This is a genomic window from Isoptericola sp. NPDC019693 (genome assembly GCF_044389085.1).
In the GTDB taxonomy this organism is placed as follows: domain Bacteria; phylum Actinomycetota; class Actinomycetes; order Actinomycetales; family Cellulomonadaceae; genus Isoptericola.
The window spans coordinates 708587-733129 of the sequence record NZ_JBIRXP010000001.1 but is presented as its reverse complement, the minus strand read 5'-3'; the positions used below and the strand labels follow the sequence as shown (position 1 = coordinate 733129).

General features: G+C 75.4%; 22 protein-coding genes. 7 read left to right on the top strand and 15 right to left on the bottom strand.

Going from position 1 to position 24543, the window contains the following annotated elements; all coding sequences use genetic code 11:
- Position 1: 1 nt before the first annotated feature.
- From ACH436_RS03450 to rpsD, 7 genes are all read right to left on the bottom strand, one after another.
- Positions 2–889 (bottom strand): shikimate dehydrogenase, encoded by an 888-nt coding sequence (locus tag ACH436_RS03450; protein ID WP_430558763.1) that lies wholly within the window; start codon positions 887–889, stop codon positions 2–4.
- 1 nt (position 890) lies between these two features.
- Complete coding sequence (gene mltG, locus ACH436_RS03445) at positions 891–2039, bottom strand: endolytic transglycosylase MltG (protein WP_430558762.1); 1149 nt, start codon at positions 2037–2039, stop codon at positions 891–893.
- A gap of 67 nt (positions 2040–2106) precedes the next feature.
- Entirely contained in the window at positions 2107–2652 is a 546-nt protein-coding gene (gene ruvX / locus ACH436_RS03440) for a Holliday junction resolvase RuvX (RefSeq protein WP_430558761.1), read from the bottom strand.
- The gene (alaS, locus tag ACH436_RS03435) at positions 2649–5360 is read right to left on the bottom strand and encodes an alanine--tRNA ligase (RefSeq protein ID WP_430559146.1); all 2712 of its coding nucleotides are present in this window, start codon (positions 5358–5360) and stop codon (positions 2649–2651) included. Before alaS ends, ruvX begins: the two co-directional genes overlap by 4 nt.
- Positions 5361–5513: 153 nt before the next feature.
- Positions 5514–5906, bottom strand: coding sequence for a hypothetical protein (locus tag ACH436_RS03430; protein ID WP_430558760.1), 393 nt, complete (start codon positions 5904–5906; stop codon positions 5514–5516).
- Positions 5906–6286: a DUF948 domain-containing protein gene (locus ACH436_RS03425; RefSeq protein WP_430558759.1), complete on the bottom strand. Its 381-nt coding sequence runs from the start codon at positions 6284–6286 to the stop codon at positions 5906–5908. Before ACH436_RS03425 ends, ACH436_RS03430 begins: the two co-directional genes overlap by 1 nt.
- Before the next feature lie 153 nt (positions 6287–6439).
- Positions 6440–7066, bottom strand: coding sequence for a 30S ribosomal protein S4 (gene rpsD / locus ACH436_RS03420; protein WP_430558758.1), 627 nt, complete (start codon positions 7064–7066; stop codon positions 6440–6442).
- 305 nt (positions 7067–7371) lie between these two features.
- Between rpsD and ACH436_RS03415 the strand changes: the two genes are divergently transcribed.
- Positions 7372–7815 carry a globin domain-containing protein gene (locus ACH436_RS03415; protein ID WP_430558757.1) on the top strand — a complete coding sequence of 148 codons (444 nt, stop codon included), beginning with the start codon at positions 7372–7374 and terminating at the stop codon, positions 7813–7815.
- A 27-nt stretch (positions 7816–7842) separates the two neighbouring features.
- On the opposite strand, the gene ACH436_RS03410 is transcribed toward ACH436_RS03415, so the two are convergent.
- Positions 7843–9231 carry a replication-associated recombination protein A gene (locus ACH436_RS03410; RefSeq protein WP_430558756.1) on the bottom strand — a complete coding sequence of 463 codons (1389 nt, stop codon included), beginning with the start codon at positions 9229–9231 and terminating at the stop codon, positions 7843–7845.
- Positions 9232–9318: 87 nt separating this feature from the next.
- Here ACH436_RS03410 and ACH436_RS03405 point away from each other — a divergent pair, with 87 nt between their 5' ends.
- The gene (locus ACH436_RS03405; protein WP_430558755.1) at positions 9319–10818 is read left to right on the top strand and encodes an FAD-dependent monooxygenase; all 1500 of its coding nucleotides are present in this window, start codon (positions 9319–9321) and stop codon (positions 10816–10818) included.
- On the opposite strand, the gene ACH436_RS03400 is transcribed toward ACH436_RS03405, so the two are convergent.
- The 5 genes from ACH436_RS03400 to ACH436_RS03380 form a co-directional block, all read right to left on the bottom strand.
- Positions 10719–11624 carry a GNAT family N-acetyltransferase gene (locus ACH436_RS03400; RefSeq protein ID WP_430558754.1) on the bottom strand — a complete coding sequence of 302 codons (906 nt, stop codon included), beginning with the start codon at positions 11622–11624 and terminating at the stop codon, positions 10719–10721. The genes ACH436_RS03405 and ACH436_RS03400 overlap by 100 nt on opposite strands.
- A complete protein-coding gene (gene aspS, locus ACH436_RS03395) occupies positions 11621–13411 on the bottom strand; it encodes an aspartate--tRNA ligase (protein ID WP_430558753.1) in 1791 nt (596 codons plus the stop codon). Before aspS ends, ACH436_RS03400 begins: the two co-directional genes overlap by 4 nt.
- A 235-nt stretch (positions 13412–13646) precedes the next feature.
- Positions 13647–15308, bottom strand: coding sequence for an Rv2578c family radical SAM protein (locus ACH436_RS03390; RefSeq protein ID WP_430558752.1), 1662 nt, complete (start codon positions 15306–15308; stop codon positions 13647–13649).
- Between the two features lie 55 nt (positions 15309–15363).
- Positions 15364–16434: a hypothetical protein gene (locus ACH436_RS03385; RefSeq protein WP_430558751.1), complete on the bottom strand. Its 1071-nt coding sequence runs from the start codon at positions 16432–16434 to the stop codon at positions 15364–15366.
- A gap of 87 nt (positions 16435–16521) precedes the next feature.
- Complete coding sequence (locus ACH436_RS03380; protein ID WP_430558750.1) at positions 16522–17136, bottom strand: hypothetical protein; 615 nt, start codon at positions 17134–17136, stop codon at positions 16522–16524.
- A gap of 188 nt (positions 17137–17324) precedes the next feature.
- Here ACH436_RS03380 and ACH436_RS03375 point away from each other — a divergent pair, with 188 nt between their 5' ends.
- Positions 17325–17708, top strand: coding sequence for a VOC family protein (locus ACH436_RS03375; RefSeq protein ID WP_430558749.1), 384 nt, complete (start codon positions 17325–17327; stop codon positions 17706–17708).
- A 3-nt stretch (positions 17709–17711) separates the two neighbouring features.
- On the opposite strand, the gene hisS is transcribed toward ACH436_RS03375, so the two are convergent.
- Together hisS and ACH436_RS03365 are read right to left on the bottom strand one after the other, a co-directional pair.
- Positions 17712–19112, bottom strand: coding sequence for a histidine--tRNA ligase (gene hisS, locus ACH436_RS03370; RefSeq protein ID WP_430558748.1), 1401 nt, complete (start codon positions 19110–19112; stop codon positions 17712–17714).
- A 63-nt stretch (positions 19113–19175) separates the two neighbouring features.
- A complete protein-coding gene (locus ACH436_RS03365; protein ID WP_430558747.1) occupies positions 19176–19943 on the bottom strand; it encodes an MBL fold metallo-hydrolase in 768 nt (255 codons plus the stop codon).
- Between the two features lie 135 nt (positions 19944–20078).
- On the opposite strand from ACH436_RS03365, the gene ACH436_RS03360 reads away from it, so the two are divergent.
- The 4 genes from ACH436_RS03360 (at position 20079) to ligD (ending at position 24539) form a co-directional block, all read left to right on the top strand.
- Positions 20079–20864 (top strand): peptidylprolyl isomerase, encoded by a 786-nt coding sequence (locus ACH436_RS03360; RefSeq protein ID WP_430558746.1) that lies wholly within the window; start codon positions 20079–20081, stop codon positions 20862–20864.
- The gene (locus ACH436_RS03355) at positions 20861–22651 is read left to right on the top strand and encodes a DUF349 domain-containing protein (protein ID WP_430558745.1); all 1791 of its coding nucleotides are present in this window, start codon (positions 20861–20863) and stop codon (positions 22649–22651) included. The genes ACH436_RS03360 and ACH436_RS03355 overlap by 4 nt, the downstream gene beginning before the upstream one ends.
- 102 nt (positions 22652–22753) lie before the next feature.
- On the top strand, positions 22754–23440 hold the full coding sequence (locus ACH436_RS03350; RefSeq protein WP_430558744.1) for a hypothetical protein: 687 nt from the start codon (positions 22754–22756) through the stop codon (positions 23438–23440).
- Between the two features lie 10 nt (positions 23441–23450).
- Positions 23451–24539 (top strand): non-homologous end-joining DNA ligase, encoded by a 1089-nt coding sequence (gene ligD / locus ACH436_RS03345; RefSeq protein WP_430558743.1) that lies wholly within the window; start codon positions 23451–23453, stop codon positions 24537–24539.
- Positions 24540–24543: the final 4 nt, after the last annotated feature.

Below are 24543 nucleotides of genomic sequence, written 5' to 3'. Positions count from 1 at the left end.
GTCAGGGTGCGGACGCCGGGGCCCCCAGGACCCGCGCGAGGGCGTCGTCCATGGCACCGACCGGCGCGGGACGACCCGTCATGAGCCGCACCTGCTCCACCGCCTGGTGCAGCAGCATCCGTTCGCCCCCGACGACGGTGCCGCCCGCGTCCGCCCAGGCCGCGGACAGCGCCGTGGGGCGCGGGTCGTAGACGACGTCGAGCAGCACCCCCGAGGGGGCGCTGCCCTGGGCGGCCAGGGCAGCCGCCACCGGGTCTGCGGCGTAGGCCGGCATGGTGGAGATCACGACGTCGGCCTCCCGCAGCGCGCCGAGCGACGCCGTCGGGTCGAGGACCTCGAAGCGCGGGGTCACGCCCATGCGCGCCGCCGCCTCCTGGAGCCCGGCCGTCCGGCCGAGGGAGCGCACCAGGACGCGCGGCGTCGTGCAGCCGAGCTCGCCCAGCGCCGCAAGGGTCGACGCGGCGGTGGCGCCGCCGCCGAGGACGACGGCGCTCTGCGCGCCGGCGCTCGCGCCGCGCCCCTGGGCGGCGAAGCCCTCGCGCAGGGCGGTGACCAGGCCGTAGACGTCCGTGTTGGTGCCGGTGAGGGTCACCCCGCACCGTGCCGGGCCGACGAGCACCGTGTTCACGGCGCCGACCGCGACGGCGAGCGGGTCCACGTGGTCCACCAGGTCCATGACCGCGTGCTTGAGGGGCATCGTGACGCTCAGCCCGGCCCAGCCGAGGTCCAGCCCGCGCACGAGGGCGGGAAGGTCCTCGACCGTGGTGTCGATCGCGGAGTACTCCCAGCCCTCCAGGGCGAGCGCGTCGTACGCGGCGGTGTGCAGGACGGGCGAGAGGGAGTGCGCGACGGGATGGCCCAGCACCGCCGCGCGTCGAAGGACGGTCATGTCAGCCGGCGTTCTCCGAGGCCCACTTCTGGTACTCGGCGCGGAACTCGAGGAACTCCTGGTAGTTGTCCGTGAACTTGGTCTCGCCCGTGTCCAGGTTCACCGTCACGTACCAGTTCCAGCTGCCCTCCGGCGGGTCGAGGACGGCTTCGACCGACGCCTGCCCGGGGTTGGCGATGGGCGTGGGCGGCAGCCCTGTGTTCTTGCGCGAGTTGTACGGGTCGCTCGCGTCCGCGAACTCGGACTTGGTGATCTGGTCCGCCGGCTTGCCGAGCCCGTAGGAGTTGATGGCGTCCAGGTACAGGGCCTCGCCCCGGTCCAGCCGGTTCTCGATCACGCGCGCGACCTCGCCCCGATAGTCGTCCGGCGCTTCCTTCTCGACGAGCGACGCCTTGTTCAGGACGTCCTGCCAGTCGGACTTCTCGACCCCGAGCGACTCCAGCTCCTTCTTCGTCTGGTCGACCATGGCCGTGAGCAGCGTCGTGGCGTCGTCGCCCGGCTGCACGGTGTACGTCTTCGGGAACAGCCAGCCCTCGGCGTTGCCGTCCGCCTGCTTCGGCAGCCCGAAGGAGGCCGGGTCCTCCAGCGCCTTCTCGAGCTCGTCCGCCGTGATCGTGGTGACGGACCCCACCCGCTCCACGATCTGCGCGACGGTGTACCCCTCGGGGATGGTCACGTTCGTCTGCAGCTTCTCGTTCTTCACCAGCGCGGCGACGGCGTCGGACGCCTTCATCTCGGCCTGCAGCTGGTAGGTGCCGGGCTGGATGCCCGCGGCGGCGGGGTTCTGACCGAACGCGTCGGTGAACGCGCCGACGCTCGCGACGACCCCGGCCTCCTGGAGCACGGTGCCCATCTGGCCGCCCGTGGCGCCCTCGGGGATGACGACCTCGACGGGGTCGCCGCCCGGGCCCGGGTAGTCGTCGTTCTGCGCGCCGATGAAGGGCAGGTCGCCGACCAGCGAGTCCATGCGGTCCCAGAGCAGGTAGGCACCCGCACCCACGAACCCGAGCACCACCACCAGCACCACCGCGGTGCGCTGCCGGCGGCGGCGCTTGCGCTTGGCGGCGGCCCTCCGGCCGGCGGCCGAGCGACGCCGCGAGGGTGCCGCGGGCGCCTCCTGGAGGGCGGGGTGCTCGAAGAGGTCCGTCACGCCGGGTTCTTCCTTCTGACAGGGCCTGGGGTGGGCACGATGGGTCGGCTGCTGCTGTCCGGGCTGGTCAGGCGCCCGGTCGCTGCTGCTCGACGAGCTCGCCGGCGCGCTCCCCCGCCGACCGCTCCACGTCGAGTGCAGATTGCAGAATGATAACGGCTGCGGCCTGGTCGACGACAGACCGGTGTGTCTTGGTGCGTCGCCCCGCCGAGCGCAGCTGCGCGTGCGCCGTCACGGTCGTCATCCGCTCGTCGACCAGACGCACCTCGACGGGCGCGACGGTCGCCGCCAGCCGGGTCGCGAACTCGCGCGCGTCCGCCGTCGCCGCACCCTCCGCGCCGGACAGGTGGCGCGGCAGCCCCACGTACACGACCGCGGCGAACCGGTCGTCGACCTCCGCCGCGATGCGGGCCACGTCGGGCGTCACCGCCGGGGCCCCGTCGGCGCGCGCGGGCACGTCCAGCACCCGCGGCACGGTCTCGACCGGCGTCGCGACGAGGCCGTCGGGGTCGCTGCCCGCGAGCCCGATGCGCGCCTTGCCGACGTCGACCCCGAGCCGCGCGCCCCGCGGGAGACCGCGGGGCGCGCCCTGCTGCGGCGACGGTCCCGTCACGCGCCCGCCTGCGCCGCGCGCACGCCCTCGGCCACGCCGGACAGGGCCGCCGGGAGCGCGGACGCGTCGGTGCCGCCGCCCTGGGCCAGGTCCGGCTTGCCGCCGCCCCCGCCGCCGAGGGTCTTCGCCGCGGCCTTGACGAAGTCACCGGCCCGCAGGCCGGCGTCCCGAGCACCCGCGTTGGTGGCCACGACCACCAGGGGGCGCCCGCCCGCGACGCCGCCGACGGCGACGAGCACCGGCTCCGCGTCGCCCAGGCGGCCGCGCACGTCGAGCGCCAGAGCGCGCAGGTCGTCCGCGGAGGCCACCTCGCCGGCGTCGTGCGCCACGACGCGGACCTCGCCGACGCGCTCCGCCTGCGCGGCGAGGGTGCCCGCGGCGGCGAGGATCCGCTCCTGGCGCATCCCGGCGAGCTCCTTCTCCGTCTCCTTGAGGCGGGTCAGGAGCGAGCCCACGCGGTCGGCGAGCTCGTCCGGGCGCGCCCCCAGCAGCCCGGTGAGCTGGCCCACCAGGGCGTGCTCCTTGGCCTGGAAGCCGTACGCTCCGTCGCCCACGAGGGCGTCCACGCGGCGCACGCCGGAGCCGATCGACGCCTCGCCGAGCAGCGCGACGCGGCCGACCTCGCCGGTCGCCTTGACGTGCGTGCCGCCGCACAGCTCGCGCGACCAGTCGCCGCCGATCGACACGACGCGCACGGTGTCCCCGTACTTCTCGCCGAACAGCGCCATGGCGCCCAGCTCGCGGGCGCGGGCGATCGGCATCGTCGCGTCGGTCACCTCGAGGTTCTCGGTGAGGCGTGCGTTCACGCGCTCCTCGATCTCGCCCAGCGCGTCCGCCGCCACCGGCGTCGGCGAGCGGAAGTCGAAGCGCACGCGGCTCGGGGCGTTCTCCGACCCGGCCTGGGTGCGGTCCGGGCCGACCATCTCGTGCAGGGCCTTGTGGATCATGTGCGTGGCCGAGTGGGCGCGGCTGATCGCGACGCGGCGCGCGACGTCGATCGTCGCGGTGCCGGGGTCGCCCAGCGCGACCGTGCCCTCCACCAGGCGGCCGCGGTGCACGGACAGGCCCTTGACCGGGCGCTGCACGTCGTCGACCTCGATGGTCGCGCCGCCGTCGAGCACGATCGTGCCCTGGTCGGCGAGCTGGCCGCCCGCCTCGGCGTAGAACGGCGTGCGGTCCAGGACGACCTCGACGTCGGCGGGCGCCGTCGCCGCGGGGGCCGGCACGCCGTCGACCAGCAGGCCGGCGACCGACACGGCGGCCTCCGTGTCGGTGTACCCGAGGAACTCCACCGGCGCGGTGAGCTCCTTGGTCAGGGTCTCGTACGAGCGCAGGTCCGCGTGGCCCGTCTTCTTGGCGAGCGCGTCGGCGCGGGCGCGCTGCTTCTGCTCCGCCATGAGGTCGCGGAACGCCTTCTCGTCCACGTGCACGCCCTGCTCGGCCGCCATCTCGAGCGTGAGGTCGATCGGGAAGCCGTAGGTGTCGTGCAGCTGGAACGCCTCCGCGCCGCCGAGCACCGGCGTGCCGCCGTCCGCACCCTCCGCGGCACGCGACTTCGCGCGGCCCACGGCCGTGTCCAGGATGGTCGTCCCCTGCGCGAGCGTGCGGCGGAACGCGTCCTCCTCCGCGTACGCGACGTCGCTGATGCGGCCGAAGTCGGCCTCCAGCTCCGGGTAGGACGCCTTCATCGCGTCCTTCGACACCGGCAGCAGCGACGGCAGCGCGACCTCGTCGACGCCGAGCAGGCGCACCGCGCGCACGGCGCGGCGGACGAGCCGGCGCAGCACGTAGCCGCGCCCCTCGTTCGACGGGCGCACCCCGTCACCGATGACCATGAGCGACGACCGCACGTGGTCCGCGACGACGCGCATCCGCACGTCGTCCTCCGGGTCGGCGCCGTAGCGCTTGCCCGTCAGCTCCTCCACGCGCGCGATGACCGGGTACACCTCGTCGATCTCGTAGAGGTTCTCCTTGCCCTGCAGCAGGTAGGCGATCCGCTCCAGCCCGGCGCCGGTGTCGATGCTCTTGTGCTCGAGCTCGCCCAGCAGCGGGTAGTTCTTGCCCTGGCCCTCGCCGCGCACGAACTGGTCGAACACGAGGTTCCAGATCTCCAGGTAGCGGTCGCCGCCCGGGTCGACCGTGCCGCCGACGGCGTCCGGCCCGTAGGCCGGGCCGCGGTCGTAGTGCCACTCGGCGCACGGGCCGGCCGGGCCGGGCTGGCCCGTGTCCCAGAAGTTCTCCTCGCGGGGAAGGCGCACGACGTGCTTCGGGTCGAGCCCGACGCCCTTCGTCAGCGCCTCGTAGGCCTCGGCGTCCTCCTCCCAGATGGTCACCCAGAGCCGGTCGCCGTCGAGCCCGTAGCCGCCCTTGCCCTGCTCGGTGGTGAGCAGCTCCCAGGCGAAGTCGATGGCCTCGCGCTTGAAGTAGTCGCCGAACGAGAAGTTGCCGTTCATCTGGAAGAACGTGCCGTGCCGCGTGGTGCGGCCCACGTTCTCGATGTCGTTGGTGCGGATGCACTTCTGCACGCTCGCGACCCGGGGCCACGGCGCCGGCTCGGTGCCGAGGATGTAGGGGATGAACGGCACCATGCCCGCGATCGTGAACAGGATCGAGGGGTCCGGCGAGACCAGCGGTGCGCTGGGCACGATCGCGTGGTCCTTCGACTCGAAGTAGTCGAGCCAACGCTTGCGGATCTCGGCGGTGCGCATGGTGTCCTTCATTGAGGTCGAGAGTGAGGTCGAGGCTGACGGGCGGGACGAGCGGGTGGGCGCCGTCGTGGCGGCGGCCGTCCCCTATTCTCGCGCCCGCCGGGGGATGGTCGGAACGAGATCTCGCGGAGCGGGTACGAGGCGGAGCGGGTGCTAGAACGAGTACCCGAGGTCGGCCTCGTCGGCCGCGATCTCGGCTTCGGGGTCGGGGTGACGGTCCGGTGCCGTCGCCGCGTGCCGTGCGCGGCCGGGCCCGCCGCGCAGGTCGGCGGGCCGCAGACCGCTCGCGCGGACGTCGTCCGGGTCCGGCTGCCCCTCGGCCAGGAGGGCCGCGGTGAGCTCGGCCTCGCGGGCGGTGCGGGCCTGGGTGAACTCGCGCCGGAACGTGGCGACGAACGTCTCCGCCCGCCGTCCCGCGTCCTGCGCCGCCCGCTCCGCGCGGTCGACGACGGCCTCGGGCGCGTACTGCGCCACGATCTTGCGTCCCCGCTGGACGACGACGACCGTCACCACGACACCGACGCCGACCCAGAACAGCCGGCGCATCAGCGACCGGCCTTCGGCGCGTCGCCGCCGGACCGGGAGGCCCGCGCGAACGCCTGGCGGACGCCGTAGGAGAACGCGGCGACCTTCACCAGGGGGCGACCGAGCGTCGAGGCGTACAGGCCGGCCAGCGCCGACACGTTCTCGCTGACCTGTGCCGCCGACGTCGTGATCGTGTCCACCTTGACCAGCTGGTCGTTGGTGGAGGCGACCGTGGTCGCCGCCTCGTCGAGGATCGGCACGGAGTGCTCCGTGACCTCGCGGATGGAGCGCGTCGCCTCGTCGAGCACACGCCCCAGCTTCACCAGCGGGATCGCGAGCAGGCCCACGAGCAGCACGAACGCGACGGCCGCGATGAGCCCGGCCACGTCACCCATCGACATCAGATCTCTCCTCGCACAGGCGTCAGACGGTCGGTCGTCACCCTATCCCGGGTGACCGGCTGCGAACGGCGGACGCCCCGCCCCCCGCGAGGCGGGTGACGGGGCGTCCGGGGTGCAGGTCCGCGAGCGGTGCGGACCGGCGCGCGTGAGAGGTCAGCGCGCGTAGAACTCGACCACGAGCTGCACCTCGCAGGTCACGGGGACCTCGGCGCGCTTCGGCTTGCGGGTCAGCGTGGCCGACAGCTTCTCGAGGTTCACCTCGAGGTAGCCCGGGACGGCCGGCAGGACGTCGCGGTGCGCGCCGGCGGCGGCGACCTGGAACGGCGTCGTGGTCTGCGACTTCGGCTTGACCTGGATCGTCTGGCCCGGCTTCACGCGGAACGACGGACGGTCGACGATCTTGCCGTCCACCAGGATGTGGCGGTGCGTCACGGCCTGGCGGGCCTGCAGCATCGTGCGGCCGAAGCCGGCGCGCAGCACGAGCGCGTCCAGACGCGTCTCGAGGTCCTCGACCATGACCTCACCGGTCAGGCCCGGGTGCTTGCGGGCGTCCTCGTAGACCTTGAGGAGCTGCTTCTCGCGCAGCATGTACTGGGCGCGCAGACGCTGCTTCTCGCGGAGGCGGACCGCGTAGTCCGACTCGGTGCGGCGGCGGGCGCGGCCGTGCTCACCCGGGGGGTACGGGCGCTTCTCGAAGTGGCGGACGGCCTTCGGGGTCAGCGCGAGGCCGAGCTTGCGGCTCAGGCGGACCTGGCGGCGCGACTTGGTGACAGCGGTCACTGGTTGCTTCCTGTCCTGTGGTGATGGATGAGGTCACACCCGACGTCCACCCCGTGCGGGGAGGTCTCTCGGGTGCGGGACCAGCCGATGGAGCTCCCGCGCGGGGCGGGTGCTCACGGGGCCGAGGTCCCAGGCGGTCGCCGGAAACGGCAACCGCAGCATCTTACCGCATCCCGCGGGGCGTCCCGGCCCTCCGGCAGACCGCCCACACCTCCCGCGGCGAGGTCTTGTCGCCGGCGACGCGCTGCCGGTTGACTGTGCACCGCCGGCACGGCGCCGGCACGTCGCCCGAAGGAGTCGCCAGGATGCCCTCCCCCGTCACGCTCTCGCCCCGCTCCGCCGAGGTGGTCCGCTCCACCCTGCCCGTGGTCGAGGACTCCATCGACGACATCACCACGATCTTCTACCGGACGCTCCTGGACGAGCACCCCGGGCTGCTCGGGGCGATGTTCTCCCCCGAGCGCATCGCCGACGGCACGCAGCAGCGGGCGCTCGCGGCCGCGATCACCTCGTGCGCGGCGATGCTCGTCGCCGACGAGGAGGCCGACCCCCGCGACGTCCTGGCGCCGGTCGCCCGGCGGCACCGCGCCGTCGGCGTGGAGCCCGCCCAGTACGAGGTGGTGCACCAGCACCTGTTCGCGGCCATCGTCGCCGTGCTGGGCGACGCGGTGACGCCGGAGGTGGCGGCCGCATGGGACGAGGTCTACCGGACCATGGCGGGCACGCTGATCGAGCTCGAGACGGCGTGACGCCCGGTCGCCGACCGGGTGCCCGGGTCAGGCGCCGTCGAGGATCTGCCTGATCCGCGCCACCCGGTCGGTGACCTGCTTCTCGAAGCCGCGGTCGGTCGGGTCGTAGTAGCGCCGTCCGGCCAGCTCGTCGGGGAGGTACTGCTGCGCCGCGATGGCGTGCGGCGCGTCGTGCGCGTACCGGTAGCCCTTGCCGTGGCCGAGCCCCTCGGCGCCCGCGTAGTGCGCGTCTCGCAGGTGCGGCGGCACCACGCCGACCTTGCCCGCGCGCACGTCCGCCAGCGCCGCGTCGATCCCCTGGTACGCCCGGTTCGACTTCGGCGCGGTCGCCAGGTGGACGACCGCCTCGGCCAGGACGATCCGACCCTCCGGCATGCCGATGAGCTGCACGGCCTGCGCCGCCGCCACCGCGGTCTGCAGCGCGGACGGGTCGGCCATGCCGACGTCCTCGGCCGCGGAGATCACCAGCCGCCGTGCGATGAAGCGCGGGTCCTCGCCCGCCGCCACCATGCGCGCCAGGTAGTGCAGGGCGGCGTCCACGTCCGAGCCGCGGATCGACTTGATGAACGCGGAGACGACGTCGTAGTGCTGGTCGCCGTCCCGGTCGTACCGGACGGCGGCGACGTCGACCGCGCGCTCGACCGTGTCCAGGTCCACGGCCACCGGGTCGCCCAGGTCGCGGCCGGGGGCGGCGTCGGCCAGCGCCGCCCCGGCAGCCGCCTCCAGGATGGTCAGCGCCTTGCGCGCGTCCCCGCCCGCCATGCGCACGAGCTGGTCCTCGGCGTCGTCAGCCAGCGCGACGGCGCCGTCCAGGCCGCGCTCGTCAGCCACCGCACGGCGCACGAGCGCGCGGACGTCGTCAGCGGTGAGCGGTCTGAGCGTGAGGAGCAGGGAGCGGCTCAGCAGCGGGGAGTTCACCGAGAACGACGGGTTCTCGGTGGTGGCGGCCACGAGGGTGACCCAGCGGTTCTCGACGCTCGGCAGGAGGGCGTCCTGCTGCGTCTTGGAGAAGCGGTGCACCTCGTCGATGAAGAGCACGGTCTCCTCGCCGCCGGTGGCGAGGCGGCGGCGGGCGTCCTCGACGACCTGGCGCACCTCCTTCACGCCCGCCGTCACCGCGGAGAGCTCGACGAACCGCCGGCCGGACACCGTCGCCACCAGGTACGCCAGCGTGGTCTTGCCGACGCCGGGCGGCCCCCAGAGGATCACCGACCCCGGCGCCGCCCGGCGGGCGGACTCGTCGTCCGGCTCGACGAGCCGGCGCAGCGGCGAGCCCGGCACGAGCAGGTGCGCCTGGCCCGCGACCTCGTCGAGGGCGGCCGGGCGCATGCGCACGGCGAGGGGGGCGCTCGGGCCGGTGCGCCCGGTCGCCGGCGTGCCGCGGTTGCCGGTGAGCGCGGCGTCGAACAGGTCCATGCCGACCAGCCTACGGAGCGCCACCCACGCTGCCGGCCCGGTCCCGACCCCTGCTGCTGTGACGTGGGTCGCCCTAGGCTGAGCCGCATGGACGCGGACGTCGTGGTCGTCGGGGCAGGACCCACGGGGCTGCTCCTGGCCGGGGACCTCGCCCGCGACGGCGCGCGGGTCGTCGTGGTCGAGAAGCGGCCCGCCGACCTGAGCAACCTCACCCGGGCGTTCGCGGTGCACGCGCGGACCCTCGAGGCGCTCGACGCCCGGGGGCTCGCGGACGCGCTGCTCCCCACCGGACGGGCCGTCCGCCGGATCCGGGTGTTCGGCCGCGTCGACGTGCGGCTCGACACCCTGCCGGGACGGTTCCCGTTCGTGCTGGTCACCCCGCAGTACGAGGTGGAGCGCCTGCTGCGCCGCCGGGCGGAGGACGCCGGCGCGACGTTCCGGCACGGACTGCGCGTCTCCGGCGTCGACCAGCGCGACGACGGCGCCACCGTGGTGGCGGTCGAGGAGCCCGGTGGCGCGGCGAAGGAGCCCGTCCGGCTTCGCGCACCGTGGGTGGTCGGCGCCGACGGCGTGCGCTCGACGGTGCGGACGGCCGCCGGTCTGCCGTTCCCCGGGGAGACGGTGATCCGCGCGATGGTGCTGGCGGACGTCCGTCTGACCCGCCCGCCCGAGGACGCCCTGACGGTCGCGTCGGCCGGCGGGGCCCTGGGGTTCCTCGCCCCGTTCGGCGGCGACCGGTACCGCTTCATCGGCTGGGACGAGACCCTCGACCCCGGGGACGACGGGCCGGTGGACCTCGACGAGGTCCGCGCCCTCGCGCGGGCGACGCTCGGCGACGACCACGGCATGGCCGAGCTGCGGTTCGCCACCCGGTTCGCGGCCGACGAGCGCCAGGTGCCCCGCTACCGCGCCGGACGCGTGCTCCTCGCGGGCGACGCCGCGCACGCGCACAGCCCGGCGGGAGGCCTCGGCATGAACACCGGCCTGCAGGACGCCGCGAACCTGTCCTGGCGCCTCGCCGCCGTGGTCCGCGGGGCGGACGACGCGGTGCTCGACGGGTACTCGGCCGAGCGCCACCCCGTCGGTGCCCAGGTGCTGCGCACCAGCGGCACGATCCTCCGCCTCGCCACGGACCGGGGACGCGGGGCCGCCGTCGTGCGGGCGGCCGGGGCCGTGCTGCTGGGCCGGGCCGCCCCCGTGCGGCGGCGGGCGGCCGGGGCCGTCTCGGCCCTCGGGGTGCGGTACCCGGCCCCGCCCGGTGCGCACCCCGCCGCCGGGCGCCGCGTGCCGGACCTGCCGCTGGCTCCCGGCCCGGCGGGGTCCCGGGTGGCGGAGGCGCTGCGCGCCGGCCGCTTCGTGCTCGTCGCGCCGCGGTCCGGGCCCCCGGCGGACGTGCCCCGTGCCCCCGGCGAGCTCGACGCCGACGACCGGCTCGTCGTCCGCCGCGCCGACGGCCACGACGCGACCCTGCTCGTGCGGCCCGACGGCTATCTCGCCGACGCCCGGCCGCTGGGAGCGGGTCGGGCGGCTCGCGTCGGGCGCCAGCTCTCGAACCGCTGCGCGAGCGTGAAGCCCAGCCGGGCGTAGACGCGGCGCGCGGCGTCGTTGTGGGCGTACATCCCGAGGGTCACCATGGCGACCTCCTCGAGCCCGGCCCTCGTGGCGGCCGCCGTCACGGCGGCCGCGATCCCGCGGCCCCGCCACGCGGGGTCGGTCCCGATCGAGCCGAGCACCCACGGCTGGCCGGGCACCCGCCGCGACGCGCCCGCGACGCCGCGCAGCACGCCGTCGTCGCCGCGCCAGCCCCACCAGCGCGCCCGCGGCTCGTGGGGCGACAGCTCGCCGTGGGGGTTCGCCGTCGCGAGCGCGCGGGCGACCTCGTCGCCCGACCCGGGACCGACGAGCTCGGTCACGCGGTCCTGCCCGGGCTGCTCGCCCGGCGCCACGGTCGTGCCGAACCAGTCCCACGCGCCGCCGGGCGCGCGGTCGAAGGGCGCGGGGGCACCGACCCCACCGGGGGTCAGCACCGACAGCGCCGCGTGGGTCCCGCGGGGCAGGGACGCGCGCCGCACCCCCATGGCGTCACCCGACGACCGCAGCTCGTCGCGGGCCCTCAGCAGCAGGCGTGCGGCGGCGCCGGGGGTGCCCACGCCGAGCAGGCTCGCGCCCGTCCCGTCGGCCTCGACCGCGAAGGGTCGTGCGCCGTCGGTCCGCTCGCGCCAGCGCAGGCGCACGAGGAACGCCTCGTCGTCCCACCACGCGTGGCTGGCGTCCCACCCGTGGTAGGCGTGCTCGGCGACCACCACGGGGTGGCGCGCCCAGCGGTCGGGCAGGCTCGCCCCGGCCATGTCGGTGACCGGGGCGAGGCCGTGCCCGTCGAGAGCGAGCGTCACGCCCCCGCGGACGGGGCCGGCGCGTCGTCCTGCGGCACGGCGTCGACGCCGGCCTCCTTGCGCTGCTCCGGGGTGATGGGGGCCGGCGCCTCGGTGAGCGGGTCGTAGCCGCCGCCCGACTTGGGGAACGCGATGACGTCGCGGATCGACGCCGACTTCGTCAGCAGCGCGACGATGCGGTCCCAGCCGAACGCGATGCCGCCGTGCGGCGGGGCGCCGAACTTGAAGGCGTCGAGGAGGAAGCCGAACTTCTCCTGCGCCTCCTCGGGGCCGATGCCCATGACGTCGAACACGCGCTCCTGCACGTCGCGGCGGTGGATACGGATCGAGCCGCCGCCGATCTCGTTGCCGTTGCAGACGATGTCGTAGGCGTACGCCAGCGCGTTGCCCGGGTCCGACTCGAAGCTGTCGACCCACTCGGGCTTGGGCGACGTGAACGCGTGGTGCACGGCGGTCCAGGCGGAGTGGCCGAGGTCGACGTCGTCGTCCTCGCCGGTCGGCTTGAACAGCGGCGCGTCGACGACCCACACGAACGCCCAGGCGTCCTCGTCGACCTGCCCCGTGCGGTGCGCGATCTCCAGGCGGGCGGCGCCCAGGAGCGCGCGCGCCTCGGCGGTCTTGCCGGCGGCGAAGAACACCGCGTCGCCGGGCTGCGCACCCGTGGCGGCGGCGAGGCCCTCACGCTCGGCGTCGGACAGGTTCTTGGCGACCGGGCCGCCCAGCGTGCCGTCCTCGCCGTACGTCACGTACGCGAGTCCCTTGGCGCCGCGCTGCTTGGCCCACTCCTGCCAGGCGTCGAACTGGCGGCGCGGCTGCGAGGCGCCGCCGGTCATGACGACGGCGCCCACGTACTCCGCCTGGAAGACGCGGAACGGCGTCTCGGAGAAGTAGTCGGTGAGCTCGACGAGCGGGTTGCCGAAGCGCAGGTCCGGCTTGTCCGTGCCGTACAGGCGCATCGCCTCGGCGTACGTCATGCGGGCGATCGGCGTCGGGATCTCGACGTCGATCAGCTTCCACAGCGCGACGAGGATCTGCTCGGCCAGCGCGATGACGTCGTCCTGGTCGACGAAGCTCAGCTCGACGTCCAGCTGCGTGAACTCGGGCTGGCGGTCGGCCCGGAAGTCCTCGTCCCGGTAGCAGCGGGCGATCTGGTAGTAGCGCTCCAGGCCGCCGACCATGAGCAGCTGCTTGAACAGCTGCGGGCTCTGCGGCAGCGCGTACCAGGAGCCCGGCGCCAGGCGGGCCGGGACCAGGAAGTCGCGAGCCCCTTCGGGCGTCGAGCGGGTGAGGGTGGGCGTCTCGACCTCGACGAAGTCGTGCTCGTCCAGCACGCGCCGGGCCGCCTGGTTCGCCTTCCCGCGCAGCCGCAGGGCGTGCGCCTGGCTCGGGCGGCGGATGTCGAGGTAGCGGTGCTTGAGGCGCGCCTCCTCGCCGATCGTCTCCGTGTCGGCCAGCGCCGTGGAGACCTGGAACGGCAGCGGGGCCGACTCGTTGAGGACCACGACCTCCTTCGCCACGACCTCGATCTCGCCGGTGGCGAGGTTCGGGTTGGCGTTGCCCTCCGGGCGGCGACCGACCTCGCCCGTCACCTGCAGCACGAACTCGGCGCGCAGCGGGTGGGCCACGGACTCGTCGCGGATGACGACCTGGGAGATGCCCGAGGCGTCGCGCAGGTCGATGAAGGCCACTCCTCCGTGATCCCGGCGGCGATCGACCCACCCGGTGAGGGTGACGGTCTGACCGATGTGCTCGGCCCGCAGAGAGCCGGCCGTGTGGGTGCGGAGCACGGAGAGGTCCTTTCGTGACGTGTGGTGTGGGCTCGTGGTGCCGTCGTCCCGGTGCCCGGCCGGGAGACGGTCGTGCCCGCGGGCACGACGTGGCGAGTTTAGTCGCTGCACCCGGACGGGCGTCCGCAGTTTTCCGGTCCCGGGGTCCACCGGGGACCGCCTGGCGTGTTGCCGTGCTCACACACGGCGCCGTCACGACCCGCGACGACGCTCACCCGACCCCGCGAGAGGGGCGTCAGAAGAGCACCTGCTCGATCCCGGCGGCCGCGACCTCGAGCCCTCCGCCGTCGACGGGCATGCCGTCGAGGGCGCCTCCCGTGCGCCACCGCCCCGCACGGCCGTCGTGCCCCGCTGCCGAGGCGGCCGCGACGATCGAGCCCGCCGGGTAGTCACCGTCGTCGTGCGGTCGCAGCTCGTCGGCGTAGCGGCCGGTCGCGCCCGACCGCGCGCGGTGCCCGGAGGACCCGAAGCCGCGCTCGGCGAGCAACGGCTCGACCCGGTCCCACAGCCACTGCCGATAGGCCTCCAGGGCGTACGTGCCGCGGGCGTACACGCGCCCGTACCCGGCCACCGCCCGGGGGTGCTCACGCTCGAGCCACTGCAGGTACCACTCCCGCGTGCCCGGCTTGAGGTGCAGCGGCACGACCGTGACGCCCGTGGCGCCGGCGTCCGCGACCGCGTCGAGCAGGCGCCGCAGGTGGTCCCGCGAGTCGGTGAGCCACGGCAGCACCGGGGCCACCATGACGCCGCACGGCAGCCCCGCCGCCCGCACGGCCCGGATGAGGTCGAGCCGCGCCCTCGGGGTCGGGGTGCCGGGCTCGACGGACTGCTGCAGCTCCTCGTCGGCGAACGCCAGCGAGACGCCGAGGCCGACCTCCACGCGGCGCGCCGCCTCGGCGATCAGGGGCAGGTCGCGCCGCAGCAACGTGCCCTTCGTGAGGATCGAGAAGGGTGTGCCCGAGTCCGCGAGCGCCCCGATGATCCCCGGCATGAGGCGGTAGCGGCCCTCGGCCCGCTGGTAGGGGTCGGTGTTGGTCCCGAGCGCGACGGGCTCCCGCTGCCAGGACGGCCGCGCCAGCTCGGCGCGCAGCACCGCGTCCACGTTCATCTTGACGACGACCTGGGAGTCGAAGTCCCGGCCGGCGTCGAGGTCGAGGTACTCGTGCGTGGGGCGCGCGAAACAGTTGTGCGAGACGACACCGTTCGCGACGAAGTCTCCGGTGCCCGTCGTGATGTCGATCATGTCCTGCTCGAAGCCCAGGTCCTCCACGGCCGTCACCCGCAGCCCGTCCCCCGCCACCGCGGCCATGCCGGCCGCCGCCCGGACGGCCGAGTCGCCCGGCCCTGGGCCGACGAGCCGGTCGTGCGTCGTGAGGAACGGCCGCCCTCGCAGGTCGGTCAGGTCGCGTGCCACGTGCACCCAGCCACGGCCGTCGCTGAGGAACCGGTGGTCGTCGCTCGCGACGACCCGCGTGCCGTCGGCCAGCGTGACGCGGTGCGCGCGCCGGCGGGTCGTCCACCACGCGAGCACCGTGGTCTCCGCGTACCGGCGTCGCCCTTGCTCGTCGAGCTCCGTCCCGACGACGGCGTCCCCGACCCGGAGGTCGCGGATCGGGACCTGCCGCCCGTCCGTCATCAGCACGAGCGTCTCCGGGCTCAGGCAGTAGCGGCACGCATGGCTGCACCCGCGGTACGGGTTGACCGTCCAGCCGAACGGCATCTTCGACGCCGCGGGAACCTTCGACAGCGCGCTCTTGGCGAGCACCTCGTGGAACGCGACGTCGGCGAACTCGGGGGTCCGGACCGTGCGCACGAGCCCGAGCCGCGCCAGCCCCGCGCGCTCCAGCCCGGGCAGGGCGCCGTCGTCCGCGCCGACCGTCTGACCTTCCCATCTCACCCGGTTATTCGAACACGCGTTCGAGTCCGCTGTCCAGCCCCGGCGCGCACGCCGGTCAGCGGCGGAGCCTCGCGAGGGCCCGGCGGCCCCGTTCCCCCCACGGCAGCGGGCGCCCGGCCACCTCCGCGAGCAGCACCCCGACCGTGTCCAGGGCAGCCGCGGTCACCTCGCGCTGCGGGGGCTTGTCGGGGTCGGTCCAGTCCTCGCCCGGCGGGGCGGGCAGCAGGTCGTCCAGGTCGCCGTGAACGGTGACGTCCTGGTCGCGCAGCCAGGCGACCCAGGTCGCGCTGAGGTCCGCCACCCACGGGTGGTCCTCGGGCCCCACGGCGATGGGGGTCGACCGCCGCGGGGCGAGCGCGTCGCCGGCGACGATGCCGTCGACGATCGGCGAGAGGGCGCCGCCCCGCCGCACCTCCTCGCCGAGCCGGCGGTTGAGCCCGCGCAGCACCTGCGCCTCGGGGACACCGACGGAGGCGTTGGACCGCTCGGCCTCCCGCGGCGCCCACGCGGGGTCGACCTGGACGGCGTCCAGGAACCGGAGCCAGAGCGCGTCCCCGGCACCGCCCGGGGGCGGGGCCGTCACGACGTGGACGCGCGACGCAGGCAGGCCGGCGGCCCACACGCCCAGCACGTGGGTGGGGTCGAGGGACCTCAGGAACACGGACCGGCCGGCCCTCGCGCGGTCGAGGTAGGCGCGCAGGGTCGTCGTCGCGCCGAACTTCAGCGTCTCCTGCCATCCGCTGGCGAGCCCTCGCGCGAGGTCGCGGACGGTGAGCACCACCTGCACCTCGGCACCCGTCGCCGCCAGGTCGGCGAGCACCCGGTCCGCCTGCCCCTGGTCCGCCCTCGCCAGCAGCTCGTGGCTGACGACGACGTCGCCCCGCGTGCGTCGCACCTGGCGCACGAGGCGGTCCCACGCGCCGTCCAGGCGCCGCGGGTCGACGCCGTGGCGCGCACCCGTGACGTCCAGGGCGGCCCAGTAGTGCAGGCGCGGCTCGCCCAGCGGACCGCTCGGGTACAGCACGCCGTGCCGTCGCAGGTCACGGCGGTTCGCGTGGAGACGCGACTGCAGGTAGGTCGTGCCCGACTTGGGCGCGCCCACGTGCAGGAAGACTCGGTTCGGCATGGCACCCAGCGTCGCACGACGCCCTGTGCGGACCCTGGAGCGGCGACGCTGGAGCGGCGGGGAGACGTGCGGAGGGCCGCCCTCCGGTCACAGCGCGAGCGAGACCCCCGCCCGCGACGTGGCGAAGAGGCCGCCCGCGCCCTGGGGCGTGAGCACCGGAAGGGGCGCGGTGTCGAGGTCGGCCGAGCGGTAGCGCTTGAGGTCGCCCTGGTAGACCACGGTGCCCGGCACGTCCAGCAGGGTCTGCGGTCGCACCCTCCAGCGGGGGACGCCCAGGTCGCACACGCCCGCGTCGCGCAGCACGTGGTAGACGAACTCGGAGCAGAAGAACCGCCGGTCGTCCTCCGACCCGCGGCCGAGGAGACCGGTCACGAGGCCGGGCGCGTTGTAGGCGTAGGTGTGGCCGTCGAGCAGGAACTCCGCGACCCGGGCGCCCACGGCGTCGCGCTGCCGGGGGGTGACGGGGACCTCGAGGACGACGCCCGGCAGGGTGTCCATCCCCTGGTAGAGCTCGTCGTCGAGGCGCTCGCGCTTGAAGCAGCCGACGAACGGGTTGGACGCGCGGCGGCGACCGAAGCTGAACATGAGCTCGAGGTCGGCGTCGAGGGCCAGTGCCGCGTGCGTGTACTCGTCCCGGGTCGCGAGGCGGATCGTCCGCGACAGGACGGTGCTGCTGCGGGACAGGACCACATAGATGCTCACGGCGGTCACCGTACCGTTCCGCGGAGGCCGTCCGGCCAGGTCAGCGGCGAGATCAGGGTGAAAGTCAGGGACGCCTCAGGGTGCACGGGGGACAACCCCCGTGGGCCTGCCCGATCAGTCCGGCGCGCGGGCGGGGTCCACCCTTCGGCGCCGGTCCCCCGCCGCCACCCCGACCCGAGGAGTCCCCCGTGATCATCGTCCAGCGCGGCTTCAGCAGCTTCTCCGTCGACGACGTCGACGCCGCCGAGTCGTTCTACCGGGACGTCGTGGGGCTGGGCGTGCGGCGCACGCCCATGGGGCTCGAGCTGGACGTCCCCGGCGGTCCTGCCGTCTTCGTGTACCCGAAGGGCGAGGCCCACGAGCCGGCGAGCCACACCGTGCTCAACCTCGTCGTGCCCGACGTCGCCGCCGCGGCGGCGCAGCTGCACGCGGCCGGCGTCGACCTCGTGCGCTACCCGGGGTTCGCGCAGGACGCCGACGGCGTCGTGCGCAGCGCCGACCCGCGCCAGGGCCCGACCATCGGATGGTTCCGGGACACCGCGCGCAACGTCGTCGCGCTCATCGAGGACTGAGGCTCACTCCGCGGCGACGGGCACGACGCGCGGGAACAGGTCGTCCGCCGGCGGCGCCCAGGTCGCGGCGTCGGCGTCCACCTGCTCGCCCGAGCGGATGTCCTTCACCGCACCCGCCAGGACGGCCGGGTCGGCGCCGTCCTCCCCAGGCTGCGCCGGGAACCACACGAACGGGATGCCGCGCCGGTCGGCGACCTTGATCTGCTTGCCGAACTTCGCCGCCGTCGGCGCGACGTCCGCCGGCACGCCCCGGGCGCGCAGCGCCGCCGCGACCGCGTCGGAGCGGTCGCGGTGCGCCTCGTCGGTGACCGCGACCAGGACGGCGGTCGGCACGCCACGCGTCGCGGCGACCAGGCCCGCGGACAGGAGTCTGGAGACCAGGCGGGAGACGCCGATGGACAGGCCGACGCCCGGGTAGGTGTTCTTGCCGTCCGACGCGAGCGTGTCGTAGCGCCCGCCCGAGCAGATCGAGCCGAGCTGCTCGTGCCCGACCAGCACGGTCTCGTAGACCGACCCGGTGTAGTAGTCGAGGCCGCGCGCGATCTTCAGGTCCGCGACCACCACGCCGGGCGCGCGCCGCGCGGCCGCCTCGATCAGCGCGGCCAGCTCGCCCAGACCGGTCTCGAGGAGCTCCGTGGCCGCGCCGTAGGACACCGCGAGCGCCCGGACCCTGTCGACCACGGACGTGTCCGCGCCGGAGATCGCGGCGAGCTCGAGGCAGCCCTTGGCCTGCTCGGGCGTGGCGCCCTGCTCGGCCTGCAGGAGCTCGGCCACCGCCTCCGGGCCGATCTTGTCGAGCTTGTCGACCTGCCGCAGCACGCCCTCGACGTCGTCGAGCCCCAGCCCGCGGTAGAAGCCCTCCGCGACCTTCCGGTTGTTCACGAGGATCCGCACCTCGGGCACACCGACGTCGCGCAGCGCCCCGAGCGCCTCGGCCATCACCAGGGGCAGCTCGACCTCGTAGTGGTAGGGCAGCTCGCCCGCGCCGACGACGTCGATGTCCGCCTGGACGAACTCGCGGAAGCGGCCGTCCTGGGGGCGCTCGCCGCGCCACACCTTCTGGATCTGGTAGCGCTTGAAGGGGAACGCGAGCCGGCCGGCGTTCTCGAGCACGTAGCGCGCGAACGGCACGGTGAGGTCGAAGTGCAGCCCGAGCTGCTTCTCGGGCTGGTTCCCGGCGCCCTCGCCGTCGGGCTCCTCCTGGAGCCTGCGCAGCACGTAGACCTCCTTGGAGGTCTCCCCCTTGCGCAGCAGCTGGTCGAGCGGCTCCACGGCCCGCGTCTCGATGCCGGCGAACCCGTGCAGCTCGAACGTGCGCCGCAGCGTGTCGAGGACGTGCTGCTCGACGACGCGGCCGTCGGGGAGCCATTCGGGGAAGCCGGAGAGGGGGGTGGGGCGTGCCATGGGCCCCATCTTCCCAGACGTCGGGGCCGCCGCGGGACCTCGCCCGGGCGCCTCGCGGCCAGATCAGCGCAGGTGCGGGCGCAGGTACGGGTTGGTCGCGAGCTCACGCCCCACGGTGGTGGTCGGCCCGTGCCCGGGCACGACGCCGAGGTCCGGGTCGAGGCCGGCGACGACGTCGCGCAGCGTGCGGGCCATGGTGGCGGGGTCACCGCCCGGCAGGTCGGTGCGGCCGACCCCGCCCGCGAAGAGCACGTCGCCCGCCAGGACGACGCCGGGCCCCTCGCCGCCGTCACCGCCACGATCCCCGCCGTGCCCCGGCACGACGAGCAGCGTGGAGCCCTCCGTGTGGCCCGGGGCGTGCAGCGTCCGCAGCCGCACCGTGCCCGCGACGAGCTCGCCGGCGCCGTCCGTGCCGACCTCGAGCGGCTCCACGACGGCGGGCGTGCGGTAGTCCTCCGCCCGCCGGCCCGTGCCCGCGAGCGCCTGCGCGAGGGCGCTGCTCACCCCGGGGTCCGCGTCGCCCGACCCCGCGGCCAGGCCCAGCGTGCCGAACGGGTCCGCGAGGCGGTAGGCGTCCGCGGGATGGATGCGCAGGGGCACCCCGTACCGGTCGCACAGCTCCGCCGCGTCCCACGTGTGGTCGACGTGGCCATGGGTGGCGACGACGGCGCGCGGGACGAGGCCCCGCTCGGCGACCAGCCGTTCGACCTCGGGGGCGACGCCCGCCCCCGCGTCCACGAGCACGCAGTCGGCGTCCCGGCCGGTGGCACCGGCGACGACGACGCAGCAGTTGGTGGCGAAGACGGGCGCGACGACGAGGAGGATCTGCACGGCGCCACGCTAGCGGCCGGCGCCCACCACCGGGGCCGCGCGGGCCCTGCGGGTGTGACCTGCGTCCCGGCCTCTAGACTGTCCTCCGCGCGCGGGAGTGCCGTGCGCGGGGGACGAGGCGAGGAGGACCGCGCGTTGGCGGCCACCAAGCGCGAGCGTGAGTACGCCCGCAAGCGGCAGGAGAAGTGGGAGCAGCGGCAGGCGCAGGCGCGCGCCCGGAGGCAGCGCACCTTCGCGATCGTGGCGATCGTGGCGGTCCTCGCCCTGGTGGGCGGCGGCCTGGTCGTCGCGAACCTCGGCAGCACCGCCGACCCTGCCGCGTCGTCGGCGCCGCAGGCCGCGGGCGACTGCCCGGCGGTGCAGCCGGGCGCCCGCTCCGGCGGGGACCTGCCCGACCCGTCCGCCGCCGAGGACCGCACGTGGGCCGCGACCCTCGACCTGTGCACCGGGGCGGGCGAGTCGCAGGTGACCGTGGAGCTGGACGGCGCCGCAGCGCCCCAGGCCGTCGCGAGCTTCGTGTCCCTGGCACAGCAGGGCTACTTCGACGACACGGCCTGCCACCGCCTCACCACCCAGGGCATCTTCGTCCTGCAGTGCGGCGACCCGACGGCGACCGGGACCGGTGACCCCGGGTACTCCTACGGCCCGATCGAGAACGCCCCGAAGGACGACGTCTACCCCGCCGGGACCCTCGCGATGGCCCGCCAGGGCGGCAACGGCGAGTCGATGGGCTCGCAGTTCTTCATCGTGTACCAGGATTCGACCATCCCGTCCGACACCGCGGGCGGGTACACGGTGCTCGGCACCGTCACGTCCGGCCTGGACGCCGTCCAGGCAGTCGCTGACGCGGGCGTCGAGGGAGGGGCCGGCGACGGCTCCCCCGCGAGCCCCGTCATCATCGAAGGAGTGGAGACCCAGTGAGCGAGAGCACCCCCGGCTCGACCGGCCCCGAGGAGACCGTGGCCGGCACCGAGGAGACGGCCGAGACTCCATCGCAGACGACCCCGGACGAGGCGACCCCGTCGGCTCCCGCGGCGGACCCGCAGCCCTCCGCGGACGGGACCGCCCAGGCGGACCCCGCCGGCGAGGCCACTCCGTCGGGCCCCGCCGGCGAGGCCACGGAGCCGACCCCCGAGGCCCAGCCCGAGGCCGACGCCGCGCCGACGCCGGCACCCGCCGAGCCTGCCGGACCGGCAGACATCGCGGAGCCCGCCGAGCCCACCGAGCCTGCCGAGCCGGCAGACACCGCGGAGGCCGCACCGGCCGAGCCGGCCCCGGCACCCGCGCCGGCGGCGCCGAAGCCCTCGGGCGTGCCGAAGCCGCCGCGCCCGGGCGCGCCCAAGCCGTCGGCGCTGCGCCGCCCGGCCGCCCCCACGCCCGCCGACATGCCCCCGGCGGAGCCCACCACGCCCGTGGCCCCGGTCGTCCCCCCGGCGCTGGACGCCGCCGCCGCGGCAGCGGCGGAGGCCTTCGGCCGCGTGGACGAGGACGGCACCGTGTTCGTGCGCGAGGCCGCCGGCGAGCGCCAGGTCGGGCAGTTCCCGGGCGTGGAGGCCTCGGAGGCCATGAGCCTCTACGTGCGCCGCTACCTCGACCTCGACGCGAAGGTCGCGCTGTTCGAGACGCGCCTGGACAGCGCCGACCTGTCGGTGCGCGAGATCGACCAGACGCTGGCCAAGCTCGCGGAGGAGACGGGCGAGCCCGCCGCCGTGGGCGACCTGGACGCCCTGCGCGCCCGCGTCGAGGGCCTCCGGGCGCGGGCGGCGGAGCGCCGTGCCGCGCTCGAGCAGGAGCGCGCGGCCGCCAAGGCCGAGGCCGTCGCCGCCCGCACCGCGATCGTCGAGGCCGCGGAGAAGATCGCCGCCACCGACCCGGGCAAGATGCAGTGGCGCCCGGCCGGCGAGGAGCTGCGCGGCCTCCTGGACCGGTGGAAGGAGGCCCAGCGCAGCGGGCCGCGCATCGACCGGCCCTCGGAGGAGGCGCTCTGGAAGCGGTTCAGCCACGCGCGCACGGCCTTCGACCGCGAGCGACGGCACTTCTTCGCCGACCTCGAGCAGCGCAACTCCGCGGCCAAGTCGGCCAAGGAGAAGCTGGTCGCCGAGGCGGAGGCCCTGCAGACCAGCACCGACTGGGGCGCGACGGCCGCCGCGTACCGCGACCTCATGGCGCAGTGGAAGGCCGCCGGGCGGGCCAGCCGCAAGGACGACGACGCGCTCTGGGCCCGGTTCCGGGCGGCTCAGGACGCCTTCTTCGGCGCCCGTGACGCCGAGAACGCCGCGATCGACGCCGAGTACGGGAAGAACCTCGAGGTCAAGGAGGCGCTCCTCGTCGAGGCGGAGGCCCTCCTGCCGGTCAAGGACCTCGTCGCGGCGAAGGAGAAGCTGCGCGACCTCCAGGACCGCTGGGAGGAGGCCGGCAAGGTGCCGCGCGCCGACATCCAGCGCGTCGAGGGCCGCATGCGTGCCGTCGAGACGGCCGTCCGCAACGCCGAGCAGGCCCGCTGGGACCGCACCAACCCGGAGACCCGCGCGCGGGCCGAGGGCGCGGCGGCCCAGCTCGAGGCCGCCATCGAGGGGCTCGAGCGCGACCTGGACAAGGCGCGCGAGTCGGGTGACGCGCAGCGTGTCGAGGAGGCCGAGACGGCGCTCGCCGCGCGGCGTGCCTGGCTCGAGCAGGTCGTCCGCGCCGCGGAGGACACCCGGGGCTGAGCCGGCGGACGGGTGCGGCCGTCCGGGGACACCGGCCGGCGCGCGCCCGACGATCCACAGGCAGCACCCCGGAGGGGCTCACGACCGGATAGGTTCCCGGTCGTGAGCCCCTTCGCCGTCCTCCCCGTGCCAGCGGCCGCGCCCGGCGGGCGCGAGCGCGACGCCCCCGGCGGCACGTGCCGGCTCGACGCGCTGCTCACGCCGCCGCGCCCGCACCCCGGGCCGCTGGTCCGCCCGGCGGACGTCGGCGGGCGGGCGGCGTGGGACGTCCTGGTGCGCGACGGCGCCCTCGAGGTGCTGCGGGGCGACGCGGCCGTCGTCGCCGGGGCCGTGGTGACCCCCGGCCTGCGGGCCGGTCTCCTGGCCGGTGCGCTGCCCGGCGGAGCCGTGGCCGCCGGGCGCACCGCGGCGTGGGTGCACGCCGGCCGCGCCGCGGGCGCCCGGTCACCGGACCACCTCGACGTCGCCTATCCGGCCGGCGGGCACCGGCCCGACCTCTGGGGCGCCGGACTCGTGTGGCAGGCGCCCCTGCTGCGCGACGACACGGTCACGCTGGTGGGCGTGCGCGTCACCGCGCCGCTGCGGACCGTCGTCGACGTCGCGGTGCACGTCCCCGGCGACGAGGACGCAGCCCTCACCGCCCGCGCCGTCGCGGTCGCCTGCGACCTGGACCTCGCCGACGCGGCCGCGCTGCTGGAGCGCCGCGCCCGCGTCGTCGGACGGCCGCGGGCCCGTCGGGTGCTGGCCCGGGCCGCCGCCCTCCGTGCGGCGTCCGCCGCGCTGCCCTAGGTTGAGCCGCATGGCCTCCGCCGCACCCGCCGTCGAGCTCGACGCCGCTGGCCGCGCCGTGCGCGTCTCCAGCCCGGACCGTGTCGTCTTCCCCGAGCTGGACGACCGGCCCGGGCTCACGAAGCGCGAGATCGTCGAGTACTTCCTGTCCGTGGGCGACGGCATCCTCGGCGCCCTGCTGCACCGGCCCACCACCCTCGAGCGCTGGCCGAAGGGCTGGTGGCCCGAGGCGGTCATGGCGACGCGCGCCGACAACCGGGGCGACGCGTTCTACCAGAAGCGCCTCCCGAAGGGCGCTCCCGACTGGGTCGAGACCGCCACCATCGCCTTCCCCAGCGGGCGCACCGCCGACGAGGTGGCGCCCACCGAGCTCGCCGTCGTCGCCTGGGCCGCGAACCTCGGCACCCTCACGTTCCACCCCTGGCCGGTGCGACGCGACGAAGTCGAGGCGGTCGACCAGTTGCGCGTCGACCTCGACCCGCAGCCCGGCACGACCTTCGACGACGCCGCGTCCGTCGCGCCGCACCTGCGCGAGCTGCTCACCGAGCTGGGGCTCACCGGCTACCCGAAGACGTCGGGCGGGCGCGGCCTGCACGTCTTCGTGCCGCTCGCGCCCCGCTGGTCGTTCCAGCAGGCGCGCCGCGCCACGATCGCGATCGGACGGGAGCTGGAGCGCCGCCTGCCCGACCAGGTCACGACGAAGTGGTGGAAGGAGGAGCGGGGCTCGAAGATCTTCGTCGACTACAACCAGATGGCGCGCGACCGCACCATCGCCTCCGCGTACTCCGTCCGGGCGAACCCGCGTGCCACCGTCTCGACGCCGCTGGAGTGGGACGAGGTCGGCGAGGTGCACCCGGACGACTTCGACGTCACGACCGTGCCCGCCCGGTTCGCCGAGCGGGGCGACCTGTTCGCCGCCCTGCGCGCCGACCGCGACCCGGCGCTGGACTGCTCCCTCGACGACGCGCTCGAGCTCGCCCGGCGCGACGAGGAGGAGCACGGGCTCGGCGACCTGCCGTACCCGCCGGAGTACCCCAAGATGCCGGGCGAGCCGAAGCGCGTGCAGCCCAGCCGGGACACCGACCGCAAGCGGGGCTGACCCC